This is a genomic window from Bacillus sp. MSP13, from assembly GCF_000815295.1.
Taxonomy (GTDB): Bacteria; Bacillota; Bacilli; order Bacillales; family Bacillaceae; genus Bacillus; species Bacillus vallismortis.
The window spans coordinates 235,194-248,768 of the sequence record NZ_JXAQ01000005.1; the positions used below are offsets into that span (position 1 = coordinate 235,194).

At 42.4% G+C, this 13,575-nt stretch carries 17 protein-coding genes and 2 pseudogenes; 4 read left to right on the forward strand and 15 right to left on the reverse strand.

The genetic code is table 11. From position 1 onward, the window contains the following. Positions 1-65 precede the first annotated feature (65 nt). The gene (locus SC79_RS07220; protein ID WP_003226300.1) at positions 66-311 is read left to right on the forward strand and encodes a DUF2626 domain-containing protein; all 246 of its coding nucleotides are present in this window, start codon (positions 66-68) and stop codon (positions 309-311) included. Positions 312-348: 37 nt separating this feature from the next. Here the strand turns inward: SC79_RS07220 and SC79_RS07225 are convergent, their stop codons facing one another. After that, positions 349-984, reverse strand: coding sequence for an MBL fold metallo-hydrolase (locus SC79_RS07225; RefSeq protein ID WP_039074478.1), 636 nt, complete (start codon positions 982-984; stop codon positions 349-351). A 155-nt stretch (positions 985-1,139) separates the two neighbouring features. Here SC79_RS07225 and SC79_RS07230 point away from each other — a divergent pair, with 155 nt between their 5' ends. Beyond that, positions 1,140-1,313, forward strand: a complete 174-nt coding sequence (locus tag SC79_RS07230) for a DUF2759 domain-containing protein (RefSeq protein ID WP_003236980.1) — start codon at positions 1,140-1,142, stop codon at positions 1,311-1,313. A gap of 31 nt (positions 1,314-1,344) precedes the next feature. Here SC79_RS07230 and SC79_RS07235 read toward each other — a convergent pair whose 3' ends face one another. The 12 genes and pseudogenes from SC79_RS07235 to SC79_RS07280 form a co-directional block, all read right to left on the reverse strand. Next, positions 1,345-1,659 carry an MTH1187 family thiamine-binding protein gene (locus SC79_RS07235; RefSeq protein ID WP_039074479.1) on the reverse strand — a complete coding sequence of 105 codons (315 nt, stop codon included), beginning with the start codon at positions 1,657-1,659 and terminating at the stop codon, positions 1,345-1,347. A gap of 2 nt (positions 1,660-1,661) precedes the next feature. Beyond that, positions 1,662-2,717, reverse strand: a complete 1,056-nt coding sequence (locus SC79_RS07240) for a hypothetical protein (RefSeq protein ID WP_039074480.1) — start codon at positions 2,715-2,717, stop codon at positions 1,662-1,664. Between the two features lie 68 nt (positions 2,718-2,785). Next, positions 2,786-3,916 (reverse strand): M14 family metallopeptidase, encoded by a 1,131-nt coding sequence (locus SC79_RS07245; protein ID WP_082022594.1) that lies wholly within the window; start codon positions 3,914-3,916, stop codon positions 2,786-2,788. 81 nt (positions 3,917-3,997) lie between these two features. Continuing rightward, a complete protein-coding gene (locus tag SC79_RS07250) occupies positions 3,998-5,914 on the reverse strand; it encodes an LTA synthase family protein (RefSeq protein WP_039074482.1) in 1,917 nt (638 codons plus the stop codon). 114 nt (positions 5,915-6,028) lie between these two features. Next, positions 6,029-6,994, reverse strand: a complete 966-nt coding sequence (glcK, locus tag SC79_RS07255; RefSeq protein WP_039074483.1) for a glucose kinase GlcK — start codon at positions 6,992-6,994, stop codon at positions 6,029-6,031. Between the two features lie 9 nt (positions 6,995-7,003). Continuing rightward, positions 7,004-7,217 (reverse strand): annotated as a pseudogene (locus SC79_RS07260) (YqgQ family protein). Positions 7,218-7,325: 108 nt separating this feature from the next. Then, the gene (yqgP, locus tag SC79_RS07265; RefSeq protein ID WP_039074484.1) at positions 7,326-8,849 is read right to left on the reverse strand and encodes a rhomboid protease YqgP; all 1,524 of its coding nucleotides are present in this window, start codon (positions 8,847-8,849) and stop codon (positions 7,326-7,328) included. An 88-nt stretch (positions 8,850-8,937) separates the two neighbouring features. Beyond that, complete coding sequence (locus tag SC79_RS19930) at positions 8,938-9,111, reverse strand: hypothetical protein (RefSeq protein WP_052245576.1); 174 nt, start codon at positions 9,109-9,111, stop codon at positions 8,938-8,940. A 66-nt stretch (positions 9,112-9,177) separates the two neighbouring features. Further along, positions 9,178-9,741 (reverse strand): 5-formyltetrahydrofolate cyclo-ligase, encoded by a 564-nt coding sequence (locus SC79_RS07270; protein WP_039074485.1) that lies wholly within the window; start codon positions 9,739-9,741, stop codon positions 9,178-9,180. A gap of 84 nt (positions 9,742-9,825) precedes the next feature. Beyond that, positions 9,826-9,975 (reverse strand): 50S ribosomal protein L33, encoded by a 150-nt coding sequence (gene rpmG / locus SC79_RS19935; protein ID WP_003153056.1) that lies wholly within the window; start codon positions 9,973-9,975, stop codon positions 9,826-9,828. An 83-nt stretch (positions 9,976-10,058) separates the two neighbouring features. Next, positions 10,059-10,355 (reverse strand): annotated as a pseudogene (locus SC79_RS07275) (glycosyltransferase); the annotation flags it as partial. A gap of 106 nt (positions 10,356-10,461) precedes the next feature. Continuing rightward, positions 10,462-10,932: a hypothetical protein gene (locus tag SC79_RS07280; RefSeq protein WP_039074486.1), complete on the reverse strand. Its 471-nt coding sequence runs from the start codon at positions 10,930-10,932 to the stop codon at positions 10,462-10,464. Between the two features lie 179 nt (positions 10,933-11,111). On the opposite strand from SC79_RS07280, the gene SC79_RS07285 reads away from it, so the two are divergent. Then, positions 11,112-11,465 (forward strand): hypothetical protein, encoded by a 354-nt coding sequence (locus SC79_RS07285; RefSeq protein WP_003226272.1) that lies wholly within the window; start codon positions 11,112-11,114, stop codon positions 11,463-11,465. Continuing rightward, complete coding sequence (locus SC79_RS07290) at positions 11,462-11,926, forward strand: endolytic transglycosylase MltG (protein ID WP_039074487.1); 465 nt, start codon at positions 11,462-11,464, stop codon at positions 11,924-11,926. The genes SC79_RS07285 and SC79_RS07290 overlap by 4 nt, the downstream gene beginning before the upstream one ends. 29 nt (positions 11,927-11,955) lie before the next feature. Here the strand turns inward: SC79_RS07290 and pstB (SC79_RS07295) are convergent, their stop codons facing one another. Beyond that, complete coding sequence (gene pstB / locus SC79_RS07295; protein ID WP_039074488.1) at positions 11,956-12,738, reverse strand: phosphate ABC transporter ATP-binding protein PstB; 783 nt, start codon at positions 12,736-12,738, stop codon at positions 11,956-11,958. Between the two features lie 10 nt (positions 12,739-12,748). After that, complete coding sequence (gene pstB / locus SC79_RS07300; RefSeq protein WP_039074489.1) at positions 12,749-13,558, reverse strand: phosphate ABC transporter ATP-binding protein PstB; 810 nt, start codon at positions 13,556-13,558, stop codon at positions 12,749-12,751. Between the last annotated feature and the right edge of the window lie 17 nt (positions 13,559-13,575).

The following is a 13,575-nucleotide window of genomic DNA, read 5'->3' on the forward strand; positions in this document are numbered from 1 at the left end:
ATGTTTACATTTCTAGGTGTGATCTATTATAATAACAGCAGAGGGACTCTCGGGAGGGGATAAAAATGAATCGCATGTTCCGGGTGTTAGGATTTTGGACGGGAATTTTTGCAGTCATGTTTTATTTAGGTGATATGAAAGATGCTTCCCTATTATTTTTTGGACAGACGATCTTATTTGTATTTCTATCGTATTTGAACTTAACTGAACGCATGTATATCTATATTTTTGGCGCTTATTTAACGATTTTCTTTGCCGGCTTTACATATTACTCAATTTTTATTATGGTACCCGGCGGAGGAGGCCATTAAATGCCAAAGAGACAAACCTTATCGGTTTGTCTCTTTTTTACAATGAAAATCCATTTAAAAACGGATTTTGATCCTGCTCAGTCTGCACGTCTGTTTCAGGGCCATGGCCGCTTAACACCAGCGTGTGCTCCGGCAGCGTAAGCAGTTTTTCATGAATGGACGTCAGCAGCGTCTCTTGATCGCCTCCTATTAAATCCGTACGCCCTATCCCGCCTTGAAACAGGACATCTCCGGAGATCACCAAGTCAGCATCCTTCGCATAGTAAGAAACACTGCCTGGTGAGTGTCCCGGTGTAAATAATGTTTCCAAATGAAACGGCCCGATGTTCAGCTCACCGTCCCCTTCAATGAAATGATCGGCAGGTTTGGCTGTGACTTCTATTCCCCGCAGCATGCCGGAGCCGTTTAAAGAGGCATCCGTAAGCCAATTCTTCTCATTTTGATGCAGATATACAGGAATATTCCACTTTTCTCTCACTTCATCAAGCCCCCCAATATGGTCAAAATGGGCATGTGTAAGCAAAATGGCTAAAGGCGTCAGCCCTTTTTCTTTTATGTATTGATTGATTTTATTTCCTTCGCCGCCCGGATCAAAAATCAGGCATTGATTATCATTGATGAGAAAATATGCGTTCGCTTGAATCGGCCCAACTGGCATTCGTCTCCATTTCACTATCATCACCTCTTTCTTTTTATGCTCCTATTATGAGGGTTTTTGAAAAAAGATTCAAACAATCGCAATGAAAACGCTATCGACAAACCTATAAAAAACAGGTAGAATAAAAATGGAAAGAATTGCAGGTTTTTCAATGTAAAGGGGGCTGCGTAATGTTACTAGTCGTGATTTTCGGCCTTGTCGCTCTTTTCGCTTTATGGGGAGTCTTGCGTTCTGTTAAAAATAAAAACATACTTGGATTTTTATTGGCCGGAGCCACCTTATTTGTCTTTGGCTGGTTTACCGTGATGACCGTGATAAACAGCGGCTATCCAACCGCACATTAAAACCTGTATCCAATCGGATACAGGTTTGTTTTTATTGCTCTAAATGTTTATTGACACTTTCTATTTTGCTTTCAAGCGTTGTTTTTTTGTCACGCCTGTCATCAATTCGGATGTTCGTCGCCACTCTGTGGAGCCCTTTTTGAAATGGGGCTTCGTGAATTTCCTGAATGACTGTGAAAAGGTCACTAAGTTCTCCCTCGATCAGCGTATTCATCGGTGTCAGCTGATATTTGATTTTCCCTTTTGCTTGATATCCTTCTAAAATCTTTTGCACATCGGCCACGTAAGCACTCACACTAGGTGTTTCCGTTCCGATTGGGATAATGGTTACATCTGCGATAGCCATTGTTATTCCATCTCCTTTTGATCAATAATGAGTTGCTTCATTTTATGTGATGTTAATGAAATGATCTGCTCAAAATGAAAGCCGTATAACGCATATTTTCCATTCGGAGAAATTTGAATCGGCTCCATCTCCTGCAGAGAGAACATATCTTTTGCCATTCCTGATGACACATTGACAGCTGCGAGCTTATATGCGTCGCCGCTTTTTTTAAACGTGTAAAACAGGCCTTTTGTTTCATCATAATCATATTCCATCGGAGCCAAACTTGTATATTTCGTTTGAAGCGGCAATTCTGCTGTAACTGGCGATTTTGATTGCGGCGTAGTAAACTGATACGTCCCTTTTTGTCCGGAAGCTGATTTGACAGTAAAACTCATTTGATGAAAAGAATCATAGAAAAGAACGTCATCCCCGAGCTTCTGTTCCGTTTTCGAGGCCGTATCAAACGAGTATAAAGACCCTGACTTATCGTCTTTTCCCTCTCTTACATAATCAAATGTGCTTTTGGATGTCCAATGAATAAACGGAACCTGTACCGGACTTAAGGTAGAATCGTCTTTTTTGGCATTCACCTGATATGTATGAAAGTCCCAGTTTTCAGAGAATACCGTAATCATCATTTGATATGGATCATACTGATTCCAAGCAGTCTCGAGCTCATATGTTTCATATTCTTTTTGATAAAGCGTCTCACCTTTTGCATTAAGCAATACCACTGCTGTCTCATGGCTGTGCGTAATTTGGAGAAGAATCATCTGCTTCCTTGAATTTATTTGAACATCAACGATTTGTCCATCCGTCCGATAAAGCTTTTTCTCTTTGCCGGTAAAGATGCTGTACGAAAAAAGCTCTGTTTTCGTCGGATCGGACGCGGTATATAAAATTGTGCTGTTCGTAAGCCAGCCCTCTGCTCCATCCGCTTTTTCCGCGGAAAGCGGAATAATATCTTTTTCCTCATCTTTTGCCGCCGATGCCTGTTTTTGCTGCTGATGAGATGGTTCGCATGCCATTAAACTAAACAGCAAAGCCGACAGCAGCATGAAACAAACTAATCTCATCAGCCTTCCCCTCCGATCATCTTTATTGTCGCATATTTGCTGCGGCAGAAAAAAGAAAAAGTTTTCAGTTATTCATGAAAACATAGCGACCTCCACAAAATGCCGCTTGTCGCGTGATAAATATGTGAAAACTGTTGAAACGGCAAAGGGTTTTGACCTTTTCCAAGTTCCACCGTATACCCTTCTTTAAAATAATGGTGAATAAACCAATCGCGAAACCCCGCATAGCTGTCTATATCTCTTATCCCTTTATAAATGTTCCCGCTTACCTTCTCAAAATCCTTTATGACTGCAGCAGATTCTTCAGGCTCAAGGCCTTTGTAACCCCAATAAATTTCCTCTCCCTGAGTATGAAGTGCCAGCAGTCTGTCAGGCGGATTCTCCGTTACCAGACGGTACATCGCGGTGGATTCCGGTTCCGTAAGCGGAGTGGTTCCCGGGTAATCGCGGTAGCTGGGTGCTGTCGGCTTGCGGTGTCTCTCAATTTCCCATAATGACGGAAATTGTTTATTTAAATCAACCCCGTTTATGTTTGCCTTCCATTCATTAAAATTCGGGCGATGGCCATTTAGCCGTTCGAGCTCCTCTTTTCTGGTTCCCATGCCTTCTGATCCATTCAAGACTAAATCAACCCCATCCGGATTGACGAGAGGAACGAGAGACAAAGAAGTGCTGCTGAACAGCTTCATAGGAGAAAAGCCAAAGAAAGGCGAGTTGCAGCATAATGACATGCAGTATTCCTTAAACCATTTCAGCAGAACAGATGTGGTGATCCATTCATTCGCATGAAATGAGGCGTTCATATGAACCTTTTTTTCCGCATGCTCCCCGCCAGCCTTCAGCTCCCAGATTGGTCTGCCAAGTACAGAACGGCCGATTTCCCTGCATGAAACAAAAGGAAACACATGAATGATCTTCTTTACTTCCTTTTCAACCGCTGCACCATCATAGATTTTTTCTTGTTTGATCCAGTTATCAGAAAGATCAAGCTGCCGAGGCTGTAAAAAGTTCTTGATCTCCTGAATGGTTTGAAGTTCCTTATCGTGATTCTCTTGAATCATATAACCAGGACAGTACAATTGGTGCTTCTGTGCGGAACGATTTGCACTTTTCAGCAGTTCCTCGTCTATCTTCAGCTCTCTCGCCACTCTGGCCAAATTGTGCTTGATCTCAGGTTTCACCGTAATAAACGCCATCATCATCCCCCTTTTTTGTTACTATATGACAGCGTGTGTAAAAAAAGAAAGCCTCCCGCCACTTTGATGGGGGAGACATTGTAATTACGATGCCTGATCAAGCATTTGTTTTTCTTTACGTTTTGACGAATTGTCCAGCCTTTTCTGATCGTAAAATCGCAACAAATCCCCATAGATGATTTCATCAGAAAGTGATAGCTCCTGTTTCGCTTTATCAGCGAACGCTTCACACTGTTCTGCCTCTTTTAGCGGCTTACCGGTCTCTTTGTCATAACAAACACCGTCAGTGTATACAACCTGATCCGTGATAAAGCTCCCGTCTCGGAGTACGGCAAAGTCCAGTTTTTCCCCTGAAAGCAAATCGTTGCCAAATTGAATTTGATCTTTCGTTTCAATCCCCAAAAGATTCATCAGCGTCGGTCTGATATCAATCTGCCCGCCTACTGTTTCAATGGTTTGCGGCTTTTTATCGGTAATGCCGGGAATATGAATGACAAGAGGCACCTTTTGGAGCTGCACTTCTTCAAATGGTGTAATCTCTTTCCCTAAAAATTGCCCCATCGCTTCATTGTGGTTTTCCGATATTCCGTAATGGTCACCGTATAGTACAATAATAGAGTTGTCGTATAACCCGTCTTCTTTCAGCTTCTCGATAAACCGTTTCAGCGCCTCATCTTGATAACGTACAGTAGGGAAGTATTTATTTAGCGTCTTGCTGCTTGAATCATATTCATCAATCAATTTGTCCTCTTCATTAAGATCAAACGGGAAGTGGTTCGTCAGTGTAATCAGCCTCGAATAAAACGGCTGAGGCAGATTTTTCATCAGCTCTGAAGACTGCTCAAAAAATTCTTTATCCTTCAGTCCCCAGCCAACTGAATTTTTGTCAGTCACATCGTAAGAGTTGATATCTAAAAACGAATCATATCCAAGCGATTCGTACATTAAATCCCGATTCCAAAAGCTTTTATTATTAGCGTGAAGGACAGCTGAATAGTAACCGCTGTTTTTCAAAATCTCAGGCGCGGCCCTGTATTCGTTGCCTGCATTTGTAAAAAACACGGCGCCTCGTCCAAGCGGATACAGTGAATTATCCACGATAAATTCAGAATCCGATGTTTTCCCTTGGCCGGTTTGGTGGTAAACATTACTAAAGTTGTAGCTCTGTTTGATAAAGTCATTCAGAAAAGGGGTAATTTCTTGCCCATTCACCTTTTCATTAACCACAAAGCTTTGCGTTGATTCTAAGGATACAAGAATGACGTTTCTTCCTTTTGCAGCGCCGAATAAGCTTTTGTTGGCATCTTTCGCATTAGCGGTTACATAGTTTTCAATTTCCGTGAGGCTGTTGCTGTCAGCTAAGGCTCTTTGGGCCGACTGCTTTGATTGAAGAACACCGTCGTAAACATGAAAATTAAACAAACTGATGTTTTTAACAAGCATTTCCCTGTCAAATGAACGTGTCAATAGCTGAGGTCTTTCCGCTTCAGACAAGCCCAAATTGAAGAAATAAACAGAAGCAACAAACAGAAAATATGCCGCACGTTCATTTTTCGTGGAGGGAATGTCCGATCGAAAAGCTTTTTGCCGGGAGTGAAGCCATATTAAAACCGCAATATCTACCGCCAATAGGAGGTCTGTCGGCTCTAGAAGTGTTCCGATGCTGCTTCCGAGATCACCCATATTGCTCGTTTGAAAAAGAACAGGGATCGTTAAGAAATCATTGTAAAAACGGTAAAAAACCATATTCGCCAGCAATACAAATGTGACAAGACAGCTCATCGCAATAATGTAACGATTTCTGATTTTACCTTTTAAAAACAGGCTGAAGCCAAAAATGAGCAGTAAAAAGCTTAATGGATTGATAAACAGAATAAATTCCTGCGTTAGATTGTCGATTTTAATATGAAAACTGGTTTTGTAAACAGCATACGTTTTCAGCCACATCAATAAAATGGCAATCAGCATAAATGAAATCTTCGAAAAAAACGTTTTTCGCATTTCAACCTCCTATGCAGCACGCTCAAAAATCAGTCTATTCCTAACATTCTCATTAACACATCAAATTAAATCTTAACCTGAGCATAACAAAAAATCAATTTCATTTACACAAGTTTAACAATTTTGGTGTTTCAGCCATTCGTTTTTAGCGATCCAAGCCCCGCCGATGACGCCGGCATCATTCCCAAGTGTGGCAATAGAAATATCAGCCGCTTCGGCTGCCCGTGGAAACGCACATTTGCGGAATGTTTTCTCGACTTTTGACCTCAGCATTTCACCGGCTCTCGAAACACCGCCGCCAAGAACGATTTTTGATGGATTAAGCGAGCTTGCCAAATTTCCAAGCACCAAACCAAGGTGCTTGGCTACATACTCAACGACCTCAAGGGCAATTTCGTCATGTTCACCCGCCGCTTCAAATACATCTCGCGCTGACAAGTGTTCAGTAGCTTGTAAACGTGTCGTCTTTTTAGCATTTGCTATTTTCTCTTTTGCAATTCTTACAATCCCGGTTGCCGACGCTATCGTTTCGATACAGCCCGTTTTCCCGCAGTTGCAAGGCGCTCCGCCTTCAGGAATGCTGCAAATATGACCGATTTCCCCGCCTGCGCCATTTATGCCATGTACAATTGCACCATTTACAATGATGCCGCCGCCAACTCCTGTGCCAAGCGTCACGAGAATGACATCTTTTGCGCCGTCACCCGCTCCCTTCCACATTTCCCCGAGCGCGGCAATATTCGCATCATTTTCTATGACAGCCGGAATACCGGTCTCTGTCTCCAGGTGGTTCTTTAAAGCGTAGTTTTTCCATCCGAGATTTACCGTTTCATAAACGACTCCTGCCGCCATATCTACAGGACCTGGTGCGCCCATTCCGATGTATTTGATGATATGCTTCGGCTTTTGCAGCTCATCCAGCTTGCTGTCGATTGTTTTTGCAATTGTAACCGTAATGGTGTCACCGGTTTTATCAGTCGGGACTTCCCACTTATGCTGTATTTCACCATATTGGTTAATCAAAGCTAGTTTAATTGTTGTTCCTCCCAGATCGATGCCTGCAAACCATATCTCGTCCATTTTATCACCTTAGCCTTTACATAAATCTTTTCCGTTTTGCTTGTTCCAATTCTTTTCGAAGGACAGATGCCGCTTTGGCCCACTGCTCCTTCTCAATCATGTGGTTCATGTATAATTCCTTTAATTCATCCAGCATAAACTCTATTTCAAGCTCTCTGTCTCCAAAATAAACAATGTGGCCAAACGTTTTTAACAGCTGCTGCACATCATAAAATGTATTCATTTTTCATCACCATTCTTACCTATCATAAGCGTATTCATATAGATGAGCCAGTCAAGAAGAAAACGCTGACAATGAGCCAGCCTCCCTCTTTGGCATATATGCCATTCCTTATGATACTTTATTGTTCTCAATATGCTGCTGCAGCTCTTTGTAGCGCTGCTCCTTCGGCTTCAGTTTTATAGCCGACTCGATAGCCTTTTCCGCTTGACCAAGCTCATTTTTTTCCGCATACAGCAAGGCTAAGTAGTAATAAGAGGCATGGTCTTTAGGTTCTTTTTTCACTGCTCTTTCCAACAGGGAAGTGGCCTGATCATATTCGCCGATGTGAATGTCAGAAACAGCCAGAATTTTCAATAAATCGGCCGAGACATCTTTTTGTTCCGCTTCACCATTCAGCAATTCCGTTACTTCTTTATACTTCCCTTCCTGATACAGCTCGTTTGCCTGCTGAATCAGCGCTGACTCCTGATGAGAAGGCGAATGCAATCCGTAATATAAAAACCCAGCCGCCAAAGCAACCAAGAAAACCGCTGACAATAGTCTTCTTCCCAATGCTCCGGCTTTGGGCAATCCTAATGCGGCAGCTGCGAAAAAGCCGCCAATCAAGCCGCCGATATGCCCGGAATTGTCAATATGAGAAACTGCAAAACCAAAGCCCAAATTGATGATAATGATGACAATAATATTGGTTCCAATGGTTCTAAAAAACATTTTCCGATTTGACAAAGCTACATACAGCAGTGCTCCTAAGCATCCGAATATGGCTCCTGAAGCGCCAGCTGAAGGATACGGGCTGAACACAAAGCTTGCGATCGAACCCGTAATGCCTGCCGCCAGATAAATCAGGAGAAATCTGCCCGATCCGTACATCCGCTCAACCGCTGTGCCGACCGACCATAAAGCCAGCGTATTAAACGCTAAATGCACAATGCCGATGTGAAGCACAATCGGCGTCAAGAGCCGCCACCATTCACCCGCTGCAATCAGGCTGTTTTCTTTTGCTCCAAAAGCGACAAGCGTCTCCGTATTTGTGCTGCCTCCCTTTATTTCAAGCAAGAAAAACATCAAGACCTGAAGCGCGATGAATAAATAAGTAAAGAACGGTTTTCCGTTTTGAAACACCGCTGCTTCATTTTTTCTTTGTTCTTCTTGTTTCAGAATCAGCGAAAGAAAACGCTCTCTCGCCATTTGCGCGTCTTCGAACGAAGCGCGGGCTTCTGTATATTCTTCTGCTCGATATGATGGAAAAACAGCTTGAAGATCATCATGAAGCATGGTTCCCCTCACGATCGCCGGCTCAACTGATACAGGCCCCATCTCAAAAGGCTTTTCGGCGATCTCTTCCCAGTCATCGACAGGGGCTTCCGCTGAAAAAAATACATTCAGCAGCTTCATCCGACGTTTGCCCACTGACGTTCTGATTCGTTCTACTCGTTCAGCCTGCTCTTCTATGTCCCTCGCCATTTCCTCACGAAAATCAATATCATGTTTATAAAGGCGAACCAGATCATAAGAGGACTTGTCCGGTGCTTCCAGCCATATTTCATCTGACTCACCGGCTTGTATGACGCCATACCCGTTTTTCACAAAGTGCGCCGCGATTTTCCAATATGTATACTCCAGTAAATACATGTGTACCGCTCCAATGGTTTTTTTTCATTATAACAGCTGGCGGCTCCGAACGCCTACTGAAAGCAAAAAATCCCGTTTTCACGGGATTTCAGAAAGCTTGCTGGATAAATTTATTGCGGATAAACGGAATTCTTAAAAAGAAATGGATAAAAGACCGCCTGATTCTCGGCTGGCTTAGTACGGTATTCATAAGACGATAGCGGTTTTGATAAAACATGACAGCTGAAACAGCGAAAATGGCATAAATCATAAGTTTTTTCATCATATCCCTCCTGCCAATAGGGTTTGTCATTCTTTCTTATTTATTCTTGGATAAGGAGCAGGAAAGTTATGAAAAACAAGAAATGATCTGATCTTCTGTTATCAGCTTATGTACCGGGATGTCATGCGGTTGACGGGGAACATGCGCAAACAACTGGCACTCCAAAAGCAAAGAGACTGTCTTCCCTTTATAATCGCTTAAAAAACGGTCATAATAGCCGCCGCCAAAGCCGATCCTAAACCCGTCAGTATCGAAACAAACACCTGGAACGATTATCAAGTCAATTTGTGATGGTTTCACTGCTTTTGTTTTTTCAATCATCGGCTCAAGAAGTCCGGCGTAAACGGTTTCGAGCTGATCATCGGTCTGATATGTGCGGAATTGCATTTTTTTCGTACCAGAGTCGCATTTTGGAATACAAACTTGTTTTCCTTCTTCCCAAGCCTGCTCAATGACTGGACGCGTCGGTATTTCCAGCTCTCTGGAGATGGTGACGGCAATGGTGCTGGCATTTTGCCACTCCGGCAGTGAAAACAAATGCTTGTACATACGTGCTGTTTTTTGAATAAGTTCTTCACTTGATACAGCAGATAGTGCCTCTATCGTCTTTTTTCTTAATTGTGATTTCATCTCTCATCCCCCTCGGAATAGAAAAAAAGCCAGAACCTTTTTCAAAGCTCTGGCTTTTTTCTCACACCTTAAACAGCTAGGCTGTTATTTTGTTTCACGGTGTAACGTAGATTTTTTATCACGTGGGCAATATTTTTTAAATTCAACGCGGTCTGGATTGTTGCGTTTGTTCTTTTTAGAAATATAGTTACGCTCACCACATTCAGTGCAAGCCAAAGTAATATTAACGCGCATTATTTTCCCTCCAAACTAAAATCATTTACTTATTCAGACTTATATATAATACCACTATAATGGACGGAATGCTAGGCTGTTTTTCAATGAATTACTGAATTATTCATGATACGCTCATAAAGCTGTAAATATGATGTCGTAAGGAGCCGTGGATGGTGTTGTTTGAGTACTTGTTCTCTGCCTGCTTCTTTGATCCGGCGGGCTCTTTCCCGGTCTTTTAATAACCTGTCCAGCAGGTCAGCCGCTTCCTGCGTGCGCTTGAAATCAATGGTGTATGCCGTTTTGCCGTGAAGGGCAAAGTCACAAAAACCGCCCGACGGAGAAACGGCAGTCAGCACACCTTGTTCCATGCTTTCCTGCGCGGCAAGTCCAAACGGCAAACGGTTATGTTGATATACGGTTTTAAATAGGAGATGAGTCGGTTTAAATGGACACCAATCCCGCTTTTCGGCTCTTGAGGATGTTCGAGAGCCAGCATGAGAACGTTCATTGTTCTTCTTCCCCTTTCCCATAACAGGTATAAGCAGCAAATTGCTTCTCCCACCTGATATCCGCATTCTGAGTCTGAAAGCTGTTCAGGTTACTAACTCCATTTTCCGCAAGATAGATGTCCTCTGTATCGGCGAGTTTGAGAGAGACATTCATTGAGTTAACGATTCTGTACTCAGCCCGATAAATAGCATTACCAGCCGCCTGTCCAAGCGTCCACTCCCCTTTATGATACGCTGTGCCTATTGTTCTGACAGCTTCGATATCTTTCCTTTTGAGAACGATGCGCAATTCTTTTATCATATCCTGCGGACTTTCGAAAAGCACAGCTTCAGCCAGCTGCATTGTTTCTTCTGAGAGTTCCCAGCTTACAGTCAAGGAATGAGCGTTTTGAATAATCATGTCGAATGTGTCCCTAAAAAAAGAAAGCTTATGTCGTATATTATAGGGAAATGGGTATTTATCCATGGACTGCTGACATTCTCCTTTCCTCTCGTTCACTCGGTGTTCCTATTAACCCATTACATAGAGTGGAAGCAAAGAAAGATTTGTCGACAAAATCTCGTTTTTTTTGCGAATACCTTTAGAAACGATTGGTTTTATGGTATAAAAAAGAAGGATAAAAAAAGAATAGAAGGTGATGAAACGTGGAAATTGCTATTATTGCGTTGTTTATCGTCAGTATAGCGCTAATTGCATTCTCATATTCTCAAAGAGATCCTATGAAAGATGTAGAGCAAGAGCTCGAAACACTGCAGCTTTCTGCGATGCAGGAAATTTACAAGCTCAAAAAGAAAATGACAGTGCTTGAGGAAGAATTGCTGGAAACAAACCTTGTCATCCGCAAATCAAAGCATAGCGATATCAATCAAAAGATCGCTAAACAAATACTTTCAAAATATAATAACGGCATGTCCGCTGAGGCCATCGCTAAAGCTGAGCATGTATCAGTGGAAGACGTCAATACGATTATCAAAGATAACGAGAAGGTGCTCGTATGACAAAACGGGGCATTCAGGCATTTGCTGGCGGCATTATTTTAGCGACAGCCGTTCTTGCAGCTGTTTTTTATCTGACAAACGAAGACCAGGCGGCCGCTGTAAAAGAACATAAAACAGTAACCGAACAAGACATGAACAATTACCTTGATTCTAAAAAAATGGTTTCTGTTAACCGTGATGAATATCAAAAACTTCTCGATTCAAAAGAGAAATCCTTGAACGACGACAGCAGCCCGGACACGAAAACAAACAAAGTAAAAACGTACAAGCTCAACATTAAAGACGGCATGAGCACCGCTGATGTATCTGCTATTCTTGAAAAAGAAGGCATTATCTCCTCGGCTCAAGATTTTAACGACTATGTCATTGATGCCGGGTATCACAAAGAAATTCGCGCCGGCGAGTTTAAAGTGAAATCAGACATGAGTTTCAAAAAGATTGTAAAAACGTTAACACGATAAAAAAACAGGCTGACTGTCAGCCTGTTTTTTTATCCAAACTTCCCTGTGATGTAATCAAAAGTTCTTTGATCCTGCGGATTAGAAAACATTTGATTGGTATTGTCACATTCAACAAGCTCACCCATATAGAAAAAGGCTGTTTGATCAGAAACCCTTGCTGCCTGCTGCATGTTATGCGTAACGATGACAATGGTATATTGATGTTTCAGCTCAAGAATGAGCTCTTCAATCTTTCTTGTTGAAATTGGATCTAGTGCAGATGTCGGTTCATCCATCAGCAAAATATCAGGATTTGTCGCAAGCGCTCTGGCGATACAAAGACGCTGCTGCTGCCCTCCTGATAACGAGAGTGCAGATGAATGCAAACGATCCTTCACCTCATCCCATAACGCCACATCTTTTAATGACTTTTCCACAATGTCTTGAAGCTTCTTTTTATTTTTAGTGCCGTGGACTCTCGGTCCGTAAGCGACATTATCAAAGATCGATTGCGGAAACGGGTTTCCTTTTTGGAATACCATGCCGATATTTTTTCGTAAATCGACGATATCCACTTTATCCCTTAAAATATTGGCGCCATTATAATGAAGCTCCCCTGCAAGCTTTACATTCGGCGTCATTTGAATCATCAAATTCAATGTTTTAATGAAGGTCGATTTCCCGCATCCTGACGGCCCGATAATCGCCGTGACCTCGTTTTCATGAATGCTCAAATTGATATTTTTCAAGGCATGATGCTGTCCATACCATAAGTCCATTCCATTGACTTGATAGACTTCCTGTTTCATTACAGCTTTGGTAGCAATACTCATTGCCGCCCTCCTATCCGAATTTCCCGTTAATATAATCCTCTGTCTTTTCCTGCTTCGGACTAGTAAAAATCTGCTCAGTCTGTCCGTATTCGACAAGCTCTCCGTTTAAAAAGAATGCTGTCCGGTCAGAAACCCGCAGCGCCTGCTGCATATTGTGCGTGACAATAATAATTGAGTATTCCCTTTTCAGTTGTGTTATTAATTCTTCTATTTTTGCATTTGAAATCGGATCTAGCGCTGAAGCTGGTTCATCCAGCAGAAGAACAGCCGGCTTCATCGCAAGCGTTCTCGCGATACATAAACGCTGCTGCTGCCCTCCTGATAATGAGAGTGCAGACGAATGCAAACGATCCTTCACCTCATCCCAGAGCGCTGCTTTTGTTAAGCTTTCTTCCACAATCTCATCTAGAACAGCTTTATTCCGCTCTCCGGCATATTTCAATGCGTGTGTGATATTCGCATAGATCGATTTCGGAAAAGGATTCGGTTTTTGAAAAACCATTCCGATTTCTCTTCTTAAGCTGACAACGTTAATATTGCCACCCAGTATATTTAATCCTTCATAAAGGATTTCGCCTTCAGCTCTTGCCGAAGGAATTAAGTCATTCATTCGGTTAATGTTTCTCAAAAAAGTAGACTTTCCGCATCCTGACGGCCCAATCAAAGCGGTGACCGCATTCTTTTCAATATCCATATTCACATGGTGAACCGCTTGTTTCGTTCCGTAAAAAATAGACAGATCTTTCACTTCGATCACGTGGTTCTGTTTTGGAACGAAAACAGCACGTTCAGGCTTTTCTTTTACCATTTGTTCAGACATGTTTTTCGCCTCTTTCC

Coding starts and splice junctions, on each gene's coding strand:
- SC79_RS07220 (WP_003226300.1), top strand. CDS start 66: ATGAATCGCATGTTCCGGGTGTTAGGATTTTGGACGGGAATTTTTGCA.
- SC79_RS07230 (WP_003236980.1), top strand. CDS start 1,140: ATGTTACTAGTCGTGATTTTCGGCCTTGTCGCTCTTTTCGCTTTATGG.
- SC79_RS07235 (WP_039074479.1), bottom strand. CDS start 1,659: ATGGCTATCGCAGATGTAACCATTATCCCAATCGGAACGGAAACACCT.
- SC79_RS07240 (WP_039074480.1), bottom strand. CDS start 2,717: ATGAGATTAGTTTGTTTCATGCTGCTGTCGGCTTTGCTGTTTAGTTTA.
- SC79_RS07245 (WP_082022594.1), bottom strand. CDS start 3,916: ATGATGGCGTTTATTACGGTGAAACCTGAGATCAAGCACAATTTGGCC.
- SC79_RS07250 (WP_039074482.1), bottom strand. CDS start 5,914: ATGCGAAAAACGTTTTTTTCGAAGATTTCATTTATGCTGATTGCCATT.
- glcK (WP_039074483.1), bottom strand. CDS start 6,994: ATGGACGAGATATGGTTTGCAGGCATCGATCTGGGAGGAACAACAATT.
- yqgP (WP_039074484.1), bottom strand. CDS start 8,849: ATGTATTTACTGGAGTATACATATTGGAAAATCGCGGCGCACTTTGTG.
- SC79_RS19930 (WP_052245576.1), bottom strand. CDS start 9,111: ATGAAAAAACTTATGATTTATGCCATTTTCGCTGTTTCAGCTGTCATG.
- SC79_RS07270 (WP_039074485.1), bottom strand. CDS start 9,741: ATGAAATCACAATTAAGAAAAAAGACGATAGAGGCACTATCTGCTGTA.
- rpmG (WP_003153056.1), bottom strand. CDS start 9,975: ATGCGCGTTAATATTACTTTGGCTTGCACTGAATGTGGTGAGCGTAAC.
- SC79_RS07280 (WP_039074486.1), bottom strand. CDS start 10,932: ATGGATAAATACCCATTTCCCTATAATATACGACATAAGCTTTCTTTT.
- SC79_RS07290 (WP_039074487.1), top strand. CDS start 11,462: ATGACAAAACGGGGCATTCAGGCATTTGCTGGCGGCATTATTTTAGCG.
- pstB (WP_039074488.1), bottom strand. CDS start 12,738: ATGAGTATTGCTACCAAAGCTGTAATGAAACAGGAAGTCTATCAAGTC.
- pstB (WP_039074489.1), bottom strand. CDS start 13,558: ATGTCTGAACAAATGGTAAAAGAAAAGCCTGAACGTGCTGTTTTCGTT.